The organism is Paraburkholderia sp. MM5482-R2 (genome assembly GCF_050436125.1).
GTDB lineage: Bacteria > Pseudomonadota > Gammaproteobacteria > Burkholderiales > Burkholderiaceae > Paraburkholderia > Paraburkholderia tuberum.
Map to the genome: position 1 here is coordinate 2,235,046 of NZ_JBNDLP010000002.1, position 17,103 is coordinate 2,252,148.

Here is a 17,103-nt window from a genome sequence, read left to right on the forward strand (position 1 = left end):
CGATCCATGTTCCCCCAGGTTCCGGAAACAAGTCGTTAGCAGGTCTTTCAGTGCGGCGAACTTGTGCGAAGAAGTGGCTTGACAGCGGGCCACACGTTGTTGAGTAGCAGCGGCTGTGCCTGCTGCGTCGGGTGGAGCTGATCGGCCTGGAACATGTCCGGTTTATCCGCGATGCCGGCGAGAAGAAACGGCACGAGCGGCACATGGAACTCCTTCGATAGCTGGCCGTAGAGGCCGTGGAACTTTTGCGTATAGTCGGGGCCGTAATTGGGCGGCACGTACATGCCGACGAGCACGACCTTCGCGTGGCCTTGCTGCGCCTGTTCGATGATCGTGCGCAGGTTGTCCTCGGTCGTCGAGAGCGGCACGCCGCGCAACGCGTCGTTGGCGCCGAGCTCGACGATCACGATGCTCGGTTTGAGCCGTTCCATCAGCGCGGGCAGACGCGCGCGTCCGCCGCTCGTCGTGTCGCCGCTGATGCTCGCATTGGCGACGCTATAATCGATGCGCTCTTCGGCCAGACGCTGACGCATCAACGCGACCCAGCCCGTATCGCGGGGCAGCCCGTACTCAGCGGAGATGCTGTCGCCGAGCACGACGATCACCGGCTTTGCGGGTTCGGGCGTATTCGCCGCGTGAGCCCGCAACGGTAACGAAACCAGCGCGGCGGCCATCATGGTCGCGCCGAATGCCGCAGACAGCGCCGCGGCGCGAGGGGCGATGGCGCGCACTTTCAACCTACGCTTCACCATGCCAAACAGAACTGATCCAGTCATTGAAGTGCGGGGCTTGTGCAAGAGGGTTAAGGATGCTGCGGGCGAACTGACGATTCTCGATGACATCGATCTTGCCATCGATGCCGGCAGCAGCGTCGCGATCGTCGGTGCATCCGGGTCGGGCAAGTCTACGCTGCTCGGCTTGCTCGCGGGATTGGACAGTGCCAGCGCGGGCTCGGTTCGGCTGCTCGGGCGCGAACTCGGCGAGCTCGACGAAGACGGCCGCGCCGCGTTGCGCAGCGGCGCGGTCGGCTTCGTGTTCCAGTCGTTTCAGTTGATGCCGCATCTGACCGCGCTCGAAAACGTCACGTTGCCGCTCGAACTGCAAGGCGGCATCGGCACACGCGAGGCCGCCGCGCGTGCGCGTGAACTGCTCGAACAGGTTGGGCTCGGGCAGCGTACCGGTCATTATCCGAAACTGCTGTCGGGCGGCGAGCAGCAGCGCGTCGCGCTCGCGCGCGCGTTCGTCACGCGCCCGGCGATCCTGTTCGCCGACGAACCCACCGGCAGTCTCGACGCGGCCACCGGCCACGCGGTGATCGATCTGATGTTCGAGATGAATCGCGCGCACGGCGCGACGCTCGTGCTCGTGACACACGACATCGAACTCGCGCGGCGTTGCGATACGACGGTGACGATCGAAGCGGGGCGGCTCGCTTGATGGTCTGGCGGATCGCGGGCTTGCGCTCGCGTACCTCGAGCATGTCGTCGTCGAAGCAAAAACAAAGCGGGCCGTAGCCCGCTTCGTTCTGTTTGTGGCGCGTTATCGCCCGCTATCGTGCGCTCCAGACTTCCATTCAGCGCTTCAACGCAGCCCGGGCCCGCGCGATCAGCGCCGACGTCGACGAGTCATGCTTCTTCACGTCGGCACTCGCCGCGCCCAGATCGGCCTCGACCACCTTGCCGAGAATCTTGCCGAGTTCGACGCCCCACTGATCGAACGGGTTGATGTTCCACACCGACGCCTGCACCAGCACCTTGTGCTCATAAAGCGCGATCAACGCGCCGAGCGTGCGCGCGGTCAACGCGTCGAGCAGCAGCGTCGCGGTGGGGCGGTTGCCGGGGAACGTCAGGTGCGGTGCGAGTTCCGGCTTGTCGGGGCCGGCCACCTTCTTCGCTTCCTCGAGCGTGCGACCCAGCATCAACGCTTCGCTCTGCGCGAAGCAGTTCGCGAGCAGCTTCGGATGATGGCTCGCGAGCGGATGCTCGGGCGTCAGCAGCGCGATGAAATCGATCGGCACGATCGTCGGGCCCTGGTGCAGCATCTGGAAAAACGCGTGCTGACCGTTTGTGCCCGGCTCGCCCCACGTGACTGCGGAAGTCGCATAGTCGACGAACGCGCCGTCGAGACGCGCGGACTTGCCATTGCTCTCCATTTCGAGCTGCTGCAGATACGACGGCAGGAAATGCAGCGCCTGCGAATACGGCGCGACCAGATAGCTCTGCGAGCCGAAGAAGTTGCGATACCAGATGCCGATCATGCCGAGCAGCACCGGCAGGTTCCTGTCGAGCGGCGCGGTGCGGAAGTGCTGGTCCATCTCGTTGGCGCCGGCGAGCAGCTCGTCGAACTGTTGCGGACCTACCGCGATCATGATCGACAGACCGACGGCCGACCACAGCGAGTAGCGTCCGCCGACCCAGTCCCACATCGAGAACACGTTCTCTTGCGCGATGCCGAACTTGACGACTTCGGCGGTATTGGCCGACACACCGACGAAGTGCTTCGCCAGCGCGCTTTCCGGGCAGCCTTTCTGGATGAAAAAGTCGCGCAGCGAGCGCGCGTTGGTCATCGTCTCCAGCGTCGTGAAAGTCTTCGACACGATGATCGCGAGCGTCTCTTCGGGATCGATCTGCTGCATCACGTTGTACAGATCGGCGCCGTCCACGTTCGACACGAAGTGCGTCGAGATCTCGGGCGTCGCGAGATGATGCAACGCGTGCACGACCATCTTCGGCCCTAGATCCGAGCCGCCGATGCCGATGTTTACGACATGACGGATCCGCTTGCCAGTGTAGCCGGTCCATGTGCCGCTGCGGACCTGCTCGGCGAACGCGGCCATTTTCTTGCGCTCGGCCTGCACTTCGACGAAGAACGGCGCCTTCGGGTCGGTTGCGCGCAAGGCCGTGTGCAGCGCGGCGCGGCCTTCGGTCGGGTTGACGACCTCGCCCGCGAACATCTCGTCGCGGCGCTTCTCGACGCCGGCTTCGCGGGCGAGTTGCACGAGCAGTTGCAGGGTTTCGTCGGTGATGCGGTGCTTCGAGAAATCGGCTGAGAGACCGCCGCCCGCGAACGTGAAGCGTTCGGCGCGCGTGGGAGCGGGATCGTTCTCGGGGGCGAACCAGTCGCGCAGATGCGCATCGCGAATCGTGTCGTAATGCGTCTGCAGCGAGGACCAGGAGGGGAGCGAGTTCTGGGTCATAGCGTCCGTCTAACCAAGGGGCACGAAGGAAGGCGCGCGCATGAAGCGTGGCCGAGAATGATGCGGCGATGCAGTCGGAGCGATGCCACGCGGCCCGGATCGGGACAGGTGCCGACGATACTTCGCGAAGCGGGCGAACTTCGCGAACACGCGAGGCGGCGCCCGCGCCCGCTGGAGTATCGCCGCGACCCGCGATCGACCCGACGCGCGGCGCAGGCAATCAGTATAGCGGGGATGCGCGACGGGCAGCAGGGCGTTGCGCGCGCTCGCAATGATTGGGATCGCGATGTTTCATCGGTGTGACGAGCGCCGCGAACGCGATTCGTATTCAGAGCAATCGCGCGCGTCAAGCAAGCGGCGCCGAATAGAACAGCCGGTTCAACAAGGTACGCACCATCGGTGCCAGCTCGCCGGCCGTCAGCCCGGCGGGGCCGTGGCCCTGCGCGGTCAGCGCATCGGCGGCGAGGCCGTGCAGATAGACGCCCGCGAGCGCCGCCTCGAAGCGTGGCAGATGCTGCGCGAGCAGCGCGCCGATGATGCCGCCGAGCACGTCGCCGGTGCCGCCCGTCGCGAGCGCGGCGTTGCCGGTCGGGTTCAGCGCGAGGCGGCCGTCGGGCGCGGCGATGATCGTGCCGACGCCCTTCAGCACGACGACGCTCGCAAAACGCGCCGCGAGCGCACGCGCGGCCGCGAGACGGTCGCGTTGCACGCTCGCCGCATCGCTGCCGAGCAGGCGCGCCGCCTCGAGCGGATGCGGAGTGAAAATGCACGGATCGCCTTGCACGCCGCGCGCGGTGACTTCCGCGGCGAGCGCGGGATCCTTGGCGACCAGGTTCAGCGCGTCGGCATCGAACAGCTTGGGCACGTCGAGTTGCAGCACGTCGTGCAGTACCCGCGTCGCGCGTTCGCCGTGCCCCATGCCGCAGCCGATCGCGAGTGCGTCCATCGAATCGAGCGGCAGCGTGTCGATCGGATGCAGCATCAGTTCGGGGTGCGGCGGATCGTAGGGCGGGGCGCCTTCGCCGAGCAGCGCGACGTGGACCTTGCCCGCGCCGGTGTAGAGCGCCGCGCGTGCCGCGAGAATCGGCGCGCCGCACATGCCGGTGTCGCCGCCGACCACCGCGAGGCTGCCGAAGGTGCCCTTGTTGGTCGCGAAGTTGCGTGGGGGCATGAAGGGGCCGAAGAGATCGGGCGCGCTGAGCTGGATCGCCGCACGTGAGGCGCTGGTGGCAGCGTCCTGGCTGCCCCCGTCGTTGATCCCTGCCACGAGCCCGATCGGTGCGACGGTCACTCGCCCGGCGAGATCGCGGCCTTGCGCGGTGAAAAGCCCCGGCTTCGCGCCGATGAACGTGATCGTGTGCGTCGCATGGACCGCCGCCGCGCCGTTGCCGCCGATCACCGCGCCGGTGTCGCTGTCGAGCCCGCTGGGCACATCGAGCGCGAGCACGGCGCCTTGTGTCGGGCGCGCCTTCGTGCGCTGCGACAGCTGCCGCGCGAGCGTCGCGAAGACGCCGTCGAGCGGCCGCGCGAGACCGATGCCGAACATACCGTCGACGAGCCAGCCATAGCCGTCGAGCGAGGCGGGCGGCGCCGCGTCGATCGGCACGCCGGCGGCGCGCGCGGCGTCGAGCGCCCAGCGCGCGTCGGCGGGCTTCACTTCAAGCGGCATACAGACTTCTACTGCGATGCCGGCCTTGTGCAGTTCCGTCGCGACGACCAGCGCGTCGCCGCCATTGTTGCCGGGGCCGGCGACCAGCCACGCGCGCTGCTGCGACTTCGTCACCGACGTATCCGCGGCGATCCGTTCGAGCAGCCAGCGCGCGGCCGCATGACCGGCGCGCGCCATCAGCGTGTGCTCGGGCAGGGCCGCGGCGGCCTGGGATTCGGCGATCCGCAAGTCGGTCAGTGTCAGCAGCGGCAGCGCAAGCGGCTGCGAGTCGGTCAGCGGATCGAAAAGGGAGAGCAGCGAGTTTTCTGCGTCTGTCATGGCGAAACCTGGCGGTGCGCCCGCGGCGCGGCGGGCAGACTTTGGAATCGCTATGTTAGTGCCGATAGGCGCACGGCGTGCGGCTGTTTCGGTGCGCGCGGCGGAAGCGGCGCGATGAACGCGGGGTATCGACAGCGGGCTGTCAGCCCGCCATACCCGCCTGGAACCGCACGAAACCTTACTGGAACCGCTCCGGCCTCAATGCAGCGAGCGTGTCTTGCGGCAACGTCGGCGTCTGTCCCGACATCAGCTGTGCAACGAGCTTGCCCGCGCCGCAGGCGAGACCCCAGCCGGCCGGGCCATGCCCGACGTTGATGAACAGCCGCGGATGCAGCGCGTTGCCGATCACCGGCAAGCCATCGGGCGACAGCAGTTTCACGCCTTCCCACGGCAGCGCCGCCGAAATGCGCGCGGCGCCCGGAATCCAGTCGTGCGTCGCCTGGCCGAGCAACGCGAGCGCCTCCTTGGTCAGCGCGTCGCCGAGCGGCTTGTCGATCTGGCTCGCGCTTTGCAGCACCGCGCCGCCCGCGATCCGCAGCCGATGGTTCATCCGGCTGATGCCGATGCGCTTGACCGCATCGACGATCGCGACGTGCGGCGCACATTCCTCGTGCGCGATCGGCGCGACCAGAGAGTGCAGCCGCAGCGGATGCAGCGGCAGCCTGAGCCCCGCGCGTTCGAGCAGCGCGAGGCTGCCGTAACCGGCGGCGACCACGACGGCGTCGGCCTGGACCACGTCGATCTCGCGCGAGCGGGGCGCGCTGTCGCGCGGCGCCAGCTCGACCGCCGCGCGCTGACTGTCGAGACGAATGCCGGTCACCTCGCAGTTCGGCATGAACTGCACGCCGCCTTGGGTATCGAGCACCTGTTTGACGAGCTTGGTAAAAAGCGGACAGTTCGCGGTGCGCTCGTGCTCGAACAGCACGCCGCCGGCGAATTCAGGATCTGTGGGGACCGCATGCTCGAACGCCGTGCATTCGGCCGGGCTCAGCACGTGATGCGGCACCTCGAACCGGTGCAGCAGATCGAGCGCGGCTGCGTTCAGCTCCCATTCGTGCGCGCTGCGCACGAGGTTCAGCAGACCGCTCGCCTGTTCGAATTCGAGGCCGAAGCGGGCTTCGACGTCGGCCATCGCATCGCGCGAGGATTCGATCAGCGGCCGCAGCAGCGCGTACTGGCGCGCGAACGCCTCGGGCTCCTGCCATGCTCCGAGCTGCTTGATGAACTGCCGCGCGGCGCCGTTGAAGCCGGTCTTGCTGATCACGCCATTTTTCGCGTTGTAGCGGCTCGCCATGAAGGTCGGGCCGAACCAGACGTCGAGCGGCGTCGGCAGCACGTTGCCGCCTTGTCCGTAGGTGGCGCCTTGCGCGACGGTCGCGTGACGCTCGACGACGCATACCCGGTGGCCGGCCGCGCGCAGGTGATAAGCGGTGGCGACGCCCGCTATCCCGCCGCCAATGACGATGACATCCATGCTCTGATTCGATGTGCCGGCGGGCGGCTCGCGCGCGTTCCCGCTGGCTGTGACATGCGGCGCGCCGCCGGGTGAAACCCGGGTCGCGTGCGCCGATCTGGTGAAACGCGAATGATAGCAGTCAAAACACCCGCGCGGCGACGCGACGGGCACCGCGGCGACGCCCTGCGCGGGCAGGCGCGGGCCGCCGCCCACGCACCCCGGAGCCCGCTGGAAGCCCGTTCCCGGGGTATAATCCCGGACTTCCTTTCCGCCTCACGTCGCCTGCATGCGCGGCTCCCCGGCATCAATGAGCGACGCAACGTCAAGTCCCATGGCCCACTTCTCGTGTTTCCCCGGCGCTTCGGCCCTCTCCGATTTCCGTCAAACCCGCCTGCTCGACACGCTCACGCGCATCGACCCGAATATCACCGGCGTGCGCGGGCAGTATCTGCACTTCGTCAATGCCCAGACCGAACTGTCCGCTGAAGACAGCGCGAAGATCGAGGCGCTGATGCACTACGGCAATCCGTTCGAAGAGGGCAAGGAGCGTGGCGCGGTCGAGACCTTCCTCGTCGTGCCGCGCTTTGGCACCGTGTCGCCGTGGGCCAGCAAGGCAACCGACATCGCGCATCTGTGCGGGCTCACGCGGGTGCGCCGCATCGAGCGCGGCGTCGAGTACTCGGTGACGCTGAAAAGCGGCCTGCTCGGCGGCAAGAAGACGCTGTCGGACGAAGCGCGCGCGGCCGTCGCCGCCGCGCTGCACGATCGCATGACCGAGAGCGTCGCGCCGTCGCGCGACCATGCGTTGCATCTGTTTGACGAATTGCCGGCCAAGCTTCTGCAAACCGTCGACGTGCTCGCGAGCGGCCGCGCCGCGCTCGAAACCGCCAACGCGGAACTGGGCCTCGCGCTCGCCGACGACGAAATCGACTATCTGGTCGACGCATTCACGAAGCTCGGCCGCAATCCGACCGACGTCGAGCTGATGATGTTCGCGCAGGCCAACAGCGAACACTGCCGCCACAAGATCTTCAACGCGGACTGGACGATCGACGGCGAGAAGCAGGACATGTCGCTGTTCAACATGATCCGCAACACCGAGAAGCTGAACCCGCAGGGCACGATCGTCGCGTATTCGGACAACTCGGCGATCATGGTCGGCGGCATGGCCGAGCGCTGGTTCCCGCGCACGCCGGCCGACCTCGGCGCGAGCGAATTGCCCGAGCACTATGGCCGCAGCGTCGAGCTCACGCACACGCTGATGAAGGTGGAAACGCACAATCATCCGACCGCGATCTCGCCGTTCCCGGGCGCCGCGACCGGCGCAGGCGGCGAAATCCGCGACGAAGGCGCGACCGGCCGCGGCGCGCGTCCGAAGGCGGGCCTCGCGGGCTTCACGGTATCGAACCTCGAACTGCCGGACGGCGTCGAGGCGTGGGAAAACGCCCGCGACACCGCTCAGCCGCTCGCGCAGCGCAATCCGGCCGACCAGCACGAAGCGTACGGCCGCCCGGACCGTATCGCCTCGCCGCTGCAGATCATGATCGACGGCCCGCTCGGCGCCGCCGCGTTCAACAACGAATTCGGCCGGCCGAACCTCGGCGGCTACTTCCGCACCTACGAGCAGAACGTCGCGGGTCTCGTGCGCGGCTATCACAAGCCGATCATGATCGCGGGCGGCATCGGCAATATCTCCGACCAGCACACGCACAAGCACGATCTGCCGGAAGGCTCGCTGCTGATCCAGATCGGCGGCCCGGGCATGCGCATCGGCATGGGCGGCGGCGCCGCGAGCTCGATGGCGACCGGCACCAACACCGCCGAGCTAGACTTCGACTCGGTGCAGCGCGGCAACCCGGAAATCGAGCGTCGCGCGCAGGAAGTGATCAACGCGTGCTGGCAACTCGGCGACAAGAACCCGATCCTCAGTATTCACGACGTTGGCGCGGGCGGTCTGTCGAACGCGTTCCCCGAAGTGGTGGACGGTGCGGGCAAGGGCGCACTGTTCGAACTGCGCAAGATCCAGCTCGAAGAAAGTGGTCTGTCGCCGCGCGAAATCTGGTCGAACGAAGCGCAGGAGCGCTACGTGCTGGCGATCGCGCCGGCGGATCTGCCGGTGTTCGAGGCGATGTGCAAGCGCGAGCGCTGCCCGTTCGCGGTGATCGGCACGGCCACCGCCGAGCGTCAGCTGAAGCTCATTGATTCCGAACTGCAGGAAGGCGCGCACCAGCCAGTCGATATGCCGATGGAAGTGCTGCTCGGCAAGGCGCCGCGTATGCACCGCGACGTAAAGCGTGCCGAGCGCAGGCTCGAACCGGTCGACGTGACCGGCCTCGCGCTGCAGGACGTTGCGCAGAGCGTGCTGCGTCATCCGACGGTCGCGAGCAAGTCGTTCCTGATCACGATCGGCGACCGCTCGGTCGGCGGCACGACCGCGCGCGATCAGATGGTCGGTCCGTGGCAGGTGCCGGTGGCCGACGTCGCGATCACGACGATGGACTACGCAGGCTTCAGCGGCGAAGCGATGACGATGTCCGAGCGCACGCCGCTCGCCGTCATCAACGCACCGGCCTCTGGCCGTATGGCAGTCGGCGAGGCGATCACCAACATCGCGGCGGCGCCGATCGCGTCGCTCGACAAACTCAAGCTGTCGGCCAACTGGATGGCCGCGTGCGGCGCGCCTGGCGAAGACGCCGCGCTCTACGACACGGTCAAGGCGATCGGTATGGAACTGTGCCCGGCGCTCGGTATCGGCATTCCGGTCGGCAAGGATTCGCTGTCGATGCGCACCCGCTGGGAAGAGAGCGGCGTCGCGAAGGAAGTGGTCGCGCCGGTGTCGCTGATCATCTCCGCGTTCGCGCCGGTTGAAGACGTCCGCAAGCATCTGACGCCGCAACTGCAGCGCGTGAGCGAAGTCGGCGAGTCGGTGCTGATCGCGATCGATCTCGGCCGCGGCAAGCAGCGTCTGGGCGGCAGCATTCTCGCGCAGGTCACGCAGCAGGTCGGCGACACGGTGCCGGACGTCGACGATCCGGAAGATCTGAAGCGCTTTTTCACCGCGATCCAGGCGCTCAATAGCGACGGCAAGCTGCTCGCGTACCACGACCGCTCGGACGGCGGCCTGTGGGCGACGGTCTGCGAAATGGCGTTCGCGGGTCACGCGGGCGTATCGCTGAACGTCGACATGCTCGTGCTCGACGCGCACCACGAATCCGATTACGGCGACGCGAAGGACTGGGTGAAGCAGACCAGCGGCCGCCGCGACGACCGCACGCTGCGCGCACTCTTCAACGAAGAGCTCGGCGCCGTCGTGCAAGTGCGCGCGGCCGATCGCGACGCGGTGCTCGCCGCGCTGCGCGAGCATGATCTGTCGGCGTGCTCGCACGTGATCGGCAAGACCAACGAGCGCGACGTGATCGAGATCTATCGCGACGCGAAGAAGCTCTACGAGGCGCCGCGTGCCGAACTGCATCGCACGTGGAGCGAAGTGAGCTGGCGCATCGCCCGTCTGCGCGACAACCCGGCCTGCGCCGACGCCGAATACGACGCGCTGCTCGACGCGGCCGACCCTGGCATCACGCCGGTGCTGAGCTTCGATCCGGCCGACGATGTCGCCGCCCCGTTCGTCCCCCAGGGGGACTTCCTTAGGGGCGTTGGCAAGGGCGCGCGTCCGCGCGTCGCGATCCTGCGCGAGCAGGGCGTGAACTCGCATCTGGAGACGGCCTATGCATTCGATCGCGCCGGCTTCGACGCGCACGACGTGCATATGAGCGACCTGCTCGCGGGCCGCGCGAACCTCGCCGATTTCGCGGGTGCGGTCGCGTGCGGCGGCTTCTCGTACGGCGATACGCTGGGCGCCGGCGAAGGCTGGGCCAAGACGATCCGCTTCAACGCGCAACTGGCCGACATGTTCGCCGCGTTCTTCAGTCGTGGCGACACGTTCGCGCTCGGCATCTGCAACGGCTGCCAGATGATGAGCAGCCTCGCGTCGATGATCCCCGGCGCCGAAGCATGGCCTAAGTTCACGCGCAACAAGTCGGAGCAGTTCGAGGCACGCTTCTCGCTCGTCGAAGTGCAGGCATCGCCGTCGCTCTTTTTCGCCGGCATGGAAGGCTCGCGCATTCCGGTCGCGGTCGCGCACGGCGAAGGCTTTGCGGACTTCTCGCAGCAGGGCGACAAGTCGAAGGTCGCGGTCGCGATGCGCTATGTCGATCACCGTGGTCAGGCGACCGAGCAGTATCCGTTCAACCCGAACGGTTCGCCCGAGGGCATCACGTCGGTCACGACGGCCGACGGCCGCTTCACGGTGCTGATGCCGCACATGGAGCGCGTGCATCGCGCGGTGCAAATGAGCTGGCATCCGCAGGGCTGGGGCGAGATCGGCACGGACGCGAGCCCGTGGCTGCGCGCGTTCCAGAACGCGCGTCGCTGGCTCGGTTGATGAGTCGAGGGGCTGCCCGCCCGCGTGCGGCGGCTCCTGTTTGCGGCAGCCACGCACGCCGCCGCTGCAAATCTTGCAGCAACAAAAAAGCCGCCCACGGGCGGCTTTATCGCATTCAGGCTTCAGAGCCAGGCGGACTATCCGAAGACGATCTGCCCGCCGACCCTTACTGAATCTTCGCGTTCTTGCGCAGATTCTCTTCGAACGCCTGCAGCTTTTCCTGCTGGATCTGCTGCACGATCTGCGCGCGCACCTGCTCGAGCGGCGGCGGCGTGACGGCGCGGATGTCGTCGACACGGATGATGTGCCAGCCGAATTGCGTATGCACCGGCGTGTCGGTCATCTGGCCTTTCTGCAGATGCGTGGCCGCGTCCGCGAATTCAGGCACGTAGGCCTTCGGATCCGACCAGTCGAGATCGCCGCCGTTCTTGCCCGATCCCGGGTCCTTCGAGTACTGCTTGGCCAGGGCCTCGAAGCTCGCGCCGGCCTTGATCTTCGCGATCAGGTCCTTCGCCTGTTGCTCGTTGTCGACGAGGATATGGTGCAGGTGATATTCCTTGCCGCCCGCATCCTTGACGAGCGCGTTGTAGCGCGCGGTGATTTCGGCGTCGGTCGGCTGATTGTTCTTTACGAAGTCTTCGATCAGCGCGCGCAGCACGACAGTTTGCTGCGCGACCGCGATTTGCGCCTTGACGTCCGGACGGTTCGGCAGCCCGCGACGCAGCGCTTCCTGCATCAGGATTTCGCGATTCACGAGCTCTTCGCGCACGGCCTGCTGCAGTTGCGGCGTGTCCTGCTGTCCCTGGTGAACCAGTTGCTGGATCAATGCATCGGCGCGCGACTTCGGAATCGGCGTGCCGTTCACCACGGCGATGTTCTGTGCGAATGCAGGTGCGGCCGCGAACGCAGCCAGCAATACCCAGTGGCGGGTTTTCTTCAAGGTCATCGAAAGGTTCCTAGCGGGGCAACAAAGCAAATTCTTCGGGCGTATACGCCGTGATGGCAAGGGCATGAATGCCGCGCTGCATGGCATCGGCCAGCGCATCATACACCATGCGATGCCGCGCCACGCGGGGCTTGCCGGCAAACGCGACGGCCACGATCGTGACACTGAAATGACCGCCGGCGGCGGCACCAGCGTGGCCCGCGTGCTGCGCGCTGTCGTCGGTGATGCGGATCGATTCGACGGGCGCGAGCGCGGCCGCGAGGCGCGCCTCGATCAGCGCGGCGCGCTCGGCGGTGGTGGCGTGCATGAACAGGTCGCTCATGTCATTCCTCCTTCATGTACTTCGACAGCCACAGGCTCTGCCCGACGATGAACACGAGCAGGCAGCCGGTCGCGCCGAACAGCTTGAAATTGACCCACTGATCGGTCGTGTAGTGATACGCGACGAACAGGTTCAGCAGTCCGAGCAGCACGAAAAACACCGCCCAGATCAGGTTCAGCTTGCCCCAGATCGCGTGCGGCAGCGTGATCTGCTTGCCCATCATCGCTTCGATCAGGTTCTTGTTGAAGCCGAGCTGCGACACGATCAGCGCGACGGAAAACGCCCAGTACAGCACGGTCGGCTTCCATTTGATAAAGGTGTCGTTGTGCAGCACGAGCGTCGCGCCGCCGAATACGACGACGACGCCGAGGCTCACCCACAGCATCGGGTCGACCTTGCGGTGGCGGAACGCCACCCACGCGATCTGCACCAGCGTGGCGACGATCGCCACTGCCGTCGCCGTGAAAATGCCCCAGATCTTGAAGGCGACGAAGAACAGGATGATCGGGAACAGATCGAACAGGAATTTCATTATCTGATCGGGAAGTCGGAGAGTGAGTCGAACGTTGAAGCGCGCCCGCCTGGCGTGCAAGGTGCGCGGTGCCCGCTCGCGAGCGGGACTGCCGCATTGGAAGGGCGCCGCGCGCACTTCCAATGCGGCGCCGAAGGCGGGCAGGGATGCTGCCGCGCCGCGTTACTTGGGCTCGAATTGTAACGCAGCTGAATTGATGCAGTAACGCAGACCGGTCGGCGCCGGTCCGTCCTCGAACACGTGGCCCAGATGCGCGCCGCAGTTCTTGCACTGCACCTCGATGCGCAGCATGCCGTGTGAGCGGTCGGTCTTCTCGGCGATCACCTCGCCGTTGATGGGGCGGAAATAGCTCGGCCAGCCGCAGCCGGCGTCGAACTTGGTGTCCGATTCGAACAGCGGCGCGCCGCAGCACACGCAGTCGTAGACGCCGCGTTCCCAGTGATCGTCGTAGCGGCCCGTGAACGGGCGCTCGGTGGCCGCATGGCGCGTCACCTGGTATTCCATGTCGGTCAGCTGCTTGCGCCACTCGGCGTCGCTTTTCTGTACGGCTGGGGCGTCATGCTTGAGATCGTCGGGGTTGCTCATGGTCGGGTTCCTGTCTCGGGTTTGTCTCGCGGGTTTGTGCTGGTTCGTGCCGGTGTTTTCTGGAGGCACGGCCGTGGCGATTCAACCGCGCCGGCGCGTCATGACGAACAGCTCACTTCCAGTGAGTTCGCCCAGTCGGGCGGCAGGCCCGCATACGACGCGTATTCGGGCTGCTCGTCGAACGGGTGACGCAACACGGCCGCGAGCCGTTCCACCTCGGAGAAATCCTTCTCCTTCGCGCGTTGGATCGCCGTTTCCGCCAGATGGTTGCGAAGTACGAATTTGGGGTTCACGCGATTCATTGCAATGGCGCGCGCAACGTCGTCGCGTGACTCTTCGGCGAGCCGCGCGCGATAGTCGTTCGCCCATGCGTCGAAGGCGACGCGATCGAGGAACAGGTCGCGCACCGGCGTGTCGCCGCTCGCATCGTGTTTCGACAGGCGCGCGAGATTGCGGAACGTCAGCGTGAAATCGGCGCGGTTCGCGTGCATCACTTCGAACAGCCGGTTGACCAGCGCGTCGTCGCCGTCGCGCGCCTGTTCGAGGCCGAGCTTCGCGCGCATGCGGTTTTCGAGCGCCGGCGCGAAACGGTCCTTGAAGCCGGCGAGCACGTGCTGCGCATCTTCGACCGCCTTGTCGGCGCGCACGCTTTCGTCGTGCTTCTCGCCGAACAACGGCAGCAGTCCCTGCGCGAGGCAGAACAGGTTCCAGTACGCGATTTGCGGCTGCAGCCGGTAGGCGTAGCGGCCCTGCGTATCGGAGTGATTGCAGATGTGGCCGGCATCGAAGCCATCCATGAAACCGAACGGGCCGTAGTCGATCGTCAGGCCCAGGATCGACATGTTGTCGGTATTCATCACGCCGTGACAGAAACCGACCCCCTGCCAGTCGACCATCAGATCCGCGGTGGAGCGCACCGCCTCGGCGAGCAGCGCCAGATACGGATCGTCGGCCTCCTTGCAATGCGGATAGAAGCGCTCGACGACGTGATCGGCGAGCGCGCGCAACGCGTCGACACGATCGTTCGCGTAGAAGTGCTCGAAGTGGCCGAAGCGCACGAAGCTCGGCGCGACGCGCGTGACCACCGCGGCGGTTTCGATCGTCTCGCGCCGCACCGGCTGGTCGGAGCCGATCACGCACAATGCGCGCGTGGTCGGAATGCCGAGATGATGCATCGCCTCCGAGCACAGATATTCGCGGATCGACGAGCGCAGCACCGCGCGGCCGTCGCCCATGCGCGAATAGGGCGTGCGGCCCGCGCCTTTGAGCTGCAGTTCGTTGCGCTCGCCGTCGTGTTCGAGCTCGCCCAGACCGAGCGCGCGGCCGTCGCCGAGCTGGCCGGCCCACACGCCGAACTGATGCCCCGAGTACACCGACGCATAAGGCAGCGTGTCGGCCGGCCAGTCGCGCGTCGCGTTGCCGCAGAACAGCTCGATAAAGCCCGGATCGCGCTCGATACCCTCGGGCATCCCGAGCCGCGCGGCGGTCTCGGCCGAGAAGCCGACGAGATAGGGTGCGTCGAGCGGCGCGGCGGGCAGGCGCGTGAGGAACGTGCCGCCGAGCCGCGCGAACGCGTTGGCTGGGGGAGTGGCGAGTGTGTTGGAAAGATCCGTCAAAGCTGCGGATAGCCCTGCAAAGCTTGGGGAAAACGACATGTTGAGCGCCTCTGGATTAGCCGATATTGTAAGTCCGCGCCCGCGGCGCTGCTGGGCGGCCGCCTTCATCGTTCGGACCATGCTGCTGCGCTCGACGCCGCCACGATCTTGCGCCAACCCATCGACCCACTGACAAGCCGAGGAGACCCCGCCTTATGACGACGCCGCTGCTGGGCCAGATGATGGACGTGCCGCTCACCGTGTCATCGTTGCTCGCGCATGCCGCGCGGCATTTCGGCAGCACCGGGATCGTGTCGCGGCGCATCGAAGGCGACCTGCATCGCTACACCTATCGCGATTGCGAGAAGCGCGCGAAGCAACTCGCGCAGGCGCTCATCGCGCTCGGAGTCGAACCGGGCGAACGCGTTGCGACGCTCGCGTGGAACGGCTACCGGCATCTCGAAGCGTATTACGGCACCACCGGGTTCGGCGCCGTGTGTCACACGATCAACCCGCGGCTTTTCCCCGACCAGATCGCCTACATCGTCAATCATGCCGACGATGCGTACGTGCTGTTCGACACGACGTTCGCCGCGCTGGTCGACACGCTCGCGCCGCAATGCCCGCGCGTGCGCGGCTGGATCGCACTGTGCGATGAAGCGCATCGGCCGCCGATGCAAACGTCGGTGCTGTGCTACGAAACGCTGATGGACGGGCAGCACGGCCGCTTCGACTGGCCCGCGCTCGACGAGCGCCAGGCGTCGTATCTCTGCTATACGTCGGGCACGACCGGCAATCCGAAAGGCGCGCTGTATAGCCATCGCTCGACGGTGCTGCACGCGTTCGGCGCGGCGTTGCCCGACGCAATGAACCTGTCGGCGCGCGACTCGGTGCTGCCCATCGTGCCGATGTTCCATGTCAACGCATGGGGCCTCGCGCACGCGGGGCCGCTGACCGGCGCCAAGCTGGTGTTCCCCGGCAAGGATCTCGACGGCAAGTCGCTGTACGAACTGATGGAGAGCGAACGCGTCACGTTCTCGGCCGGCGTGCCGACCGTGTGGCTCGGTCTGCTGAACCACCTGCGCGAAACGGGCGCGAGGTTTTCGTCGCTCGAGCGCACGGTGATCGGCGGTTCCGCCTGTCCGCCCTCGATGCTGCGGATACTCGAGGACGACTACGGCGTGCAGGTGATCCATGCATGGGGCATGACGGAGATGTCGCCGCTCGGTACCTTGTCGAAGCTGACCTGGGAGCAGAGCCAGCGGCCGCTCGCCGATCAGCGCAAACTGCTCGAAAAGCAGGGTCATGCGATCTACGGCGTCGACATGAAGATCGTCGGCGAGGATGGCCGCGAGCTGCCTTGGGATGGCGTCGCGTTCGGCGATCTGCACGTGCGCGGGCCGTGGGTCATCGACCGGTATTTCCGCAAGGAAGACTCGCCGCTCATCGACGGCTGGTTCCCGACCGGCGACGTCGCGACGATCGACCCCGACAGCTTCCTGCACATCACCGATCGCTCGAAGGACGTGATCAAGTCGGGCGGCGAATGGATCAGCTCGATCGACGTCGAGAACGTCGCGCTCGCGCATCCGGCGGTCGCGGAAGCCGCGTGCATCGCGTGCGCGCATCCGAAGTGGACCGAGCGCCCGTTGCTCGTCGTCGTCAAACGCGCGGGGCAAGACGTCACCCGCGACGAACTGCTCGCGTACTACGACGGCAAGGTCGCGAAGTGGTGGATCCCCGACGACGTCGTGTTCGTCGACGACCTACCGCACACGGCGACCGGCAAGCTGCAGAAGCTGAAGCTGCGCGATCTGTTCCGCGACCACGTGCTGCCGTCCGCGCTCGAAGACGGCCGCAGCTGTCTGCTGACCCCCGAGTCTCAGGGGAAACCCCACTCTGGAATAAATTGAACGTTCGTTCTTTTTTAGTGTATCGTGCCTGCTGACCCCGGAACCGTCGCTTGAAAAAGTCTGACCATAAGCAGGCTCGATGAACCGGACGGGCGGCGCATCATGCGCCGCCTCAATGCATGGATCGCAC

At 66.4% G+C, this 17,103-nt stretch carries 12 protein-coding genes; 3 read left to right on the plus strand and 9 right to left on the minus strand.

Going from position 1 to position 17,103, the window contains the following annotated elements:
• Positions 1-47: 47 nt before the first annotated feature.
• Positions 48-752 carry an arylesterase gene (locus OKW37_RS13215; RefSeq protein WP_184003517.1) on the minus strand — a complete coding sequence of 235 codons (705 nt, stop codon included), beginning with the start codon at positions 750-752 and terminating at the stop codon, positions 48-50.
• Between OKW37_RS13215 and OKW37_RS13220 the strand changes: the two genes are divergently transcribed.
• Complete coding sequence (locus tag OKW37_RS13220; protein WP_026225394.1) at positions 751-1,437, plus strand: ABC transporter ATP-binding protein; 687 nt, start codon at positions 751-753, stop codon at positions 1,435-1,437. The two genes, OKW37_RS13215 and OKW37_RS13220, sit on opposite strands and share 2 nt — an antisense overlap.
• A gap of 136 nt (positions 1,438-1,573) precedes the next feature.
• On the opposite strand, the gene pgi is transcribed toward OKW37_RS13220, so the two are convergent.
• The 3 genes from pgi to OKW37_RS13235 form a co-directional block, all read right to left on the minus strand.
• Entirely contained in the window at positions 1,574-3,196 is a 1,623-nt protein-coding gene (pgi, locus tag OKW37_RS13225) for a glucose-6-phosphate isomerase (protein WP_429406027.1), read from the minus strand.
• 346 nt (positions 3,197-3,542) lie between these two features.
• Positions 3,543-5,183: an NAD(P)H-hydrate dehydratase gene (locus tag OKW37_RS13230; protein WP_429406025.1), complete on the minus strand. Its 1,641-nt coding sequence runs from the start codon at positions 5,181-5,183 to the stop codon at positions 3,543-3,545.
• Positions 5,184-5,361: 178 nt separating this feature from the next.
• Positions 5,362-6,657: an FAD-dependent oxidoreductase gene (locus OKW37_RS13235; protein WP_429406023.1), complete on the minus strand. Its 1,296-nt coding sequence runs from the start codon at positions 6,655-6,657 to the stop codon at positions 5,362-5,364.
• Positions 6,658-6,970: 313 nt separating this feature from the next.
• On the opposite strand from OKW37_RS13235, the gene purL reads away from it, so the two are divergent.
• On the plus strand, positions 6,971-11,080 hold the full coding sequence (gene purL / locus OKW37_RS13240) for a phosphoribosylformylglycinamidine synthase (RefSeq protein ID WP_429406021.1): 4,110 nt from the start codon (positions 6,971-6,973) through the stop codon (positions 11,078-11,080).
• Between the two features lie 166 nt (positions 11,081-11,246).
• On the opposite strand, the gene OKW37_RS13245 is transcribed toward purL, so the two are convergent.
• The 5 genes from OKW37_RS13245 to OKW37_RS13265 all read right to left on the minus strand — a co-directional run bounded on the left by OKW37_RS13245 (position 11,247) and on the right by OKW37_RS13265 (position 15,120).
• Positions 11,247-12,026 (minus strand): peptidylprolyl isomerase, encoded by a 780-nt coding sequence (locus OKW37_RS13245; protein WP_184065044.1) that lies wholly within the window; start codon positions 12,024-12,026, stop codon positions 11,247-11,249.
• Between the two features lie 10 nt (positions 12,027-12,036).
• Positions 12,037-12,348 (minus strand): BolA family protein, encoded by a 312-nt coding sequence (locus tag OKW37_RS13250; RefSeq protein ID WP_013089413.1) that lies wholly within the window; start codon positions 12,346-12,348, stop codon positions 12,037-12,039.
• Between the two features lies 1 nt (position 12,349).
• On the minus strand, positions 12,350-12,880 hold the full coding sequence (locus OKW37_RS13255) for a septation protein A (RefSeq protein ID WP_085481354.1): 531 nt from the start codon (positions 12,878-12,880) through the stop codon (positions 12,350-12,352).
• 162 nt (positions 12,881-13,042) lie between these two features.
• A complete protein-coding gene (gene msrB, locus OKW37_RS13260) occupies positions 13,043-13,465 on the minus strand; it encodes a peptide-methionine (R)-S-oxide reductase MsrB (protein ID WP_090804758.1) in 423 nt (140 codons plus the stop codon).
• 98 nt (positions 13,466-13,563) lie between these two features.
• Positions 13,564-15,120 (minus strand): protein adenylyltransferase SelO, encoded by a 1,557-nt coding sequence (locus OKW37_RS13265; RefSeq protein WP_429406017.1) that lies wholly within the window; start codon positions 15,118-15,120, stop codon positions 13,564-13,566.
• 155 nt (positions 15,121-15,275) lie between these two features.
• Between OKW37_RS13265 and OKW37_RS13270 the strand changes: the two genes are divergently transcribed.
• Positions 15,276-16,973 (plus strand): 3-(methylthio)propionyl-CoA ligase, encoded by a 1,698-nt coding sequence (locus tag OKW37_RS13270; protein WP_429406013.1) that lies wholly within the window; start codon positions 15,276-15,278, stop codon positions 16,971-16,973.
• The last annotated feature ends 130 nt before the right edge of the window (positions 16,974-17,103 follow it).